1 pseudogene is annotated in these 320 nt (G+C 40.3%); it reads right to left on the reverse strand.

What is annotated here, in order from left to right:
* Window positions 1-320 (reverse strand): annotated as a pseudogene (locus HC176_RS20200) (M23 family peptidase); the annotation flags it as partial.

The raw sequence follows: 320 nt of genomic DNA on the forward strand, positions 1-320 counted from the left end.
GGTGCCTTTATGAGCTTTCCAGCGCTTTTGAACCGGATGAAACCTGTTGGGGCTAAAGCGGGATGAGATCCTGAAAAAATCTAGAGGAGCTTTTAGAAAAAAGCTTTGTAAAGGTCTTGCTTTTTCGTCATAATAATCTCTGCTGCCGGCTACAGAATCCACCATAAAATTGAAAGCATAATAGGGTTTTTCCTCATGGTAAAAAACCGCTGCTTCTATATTTTCGATCCCGGCATAGATAGTATCGTTAATGTACTTCTCGTTATAAACCAGCTTAAATCTATCCCCTTTTTGGAGCCTGAAGAAATCAATGCTCCACT

Source organism: Tamlana crocina, from assembly GCF_012037625.1.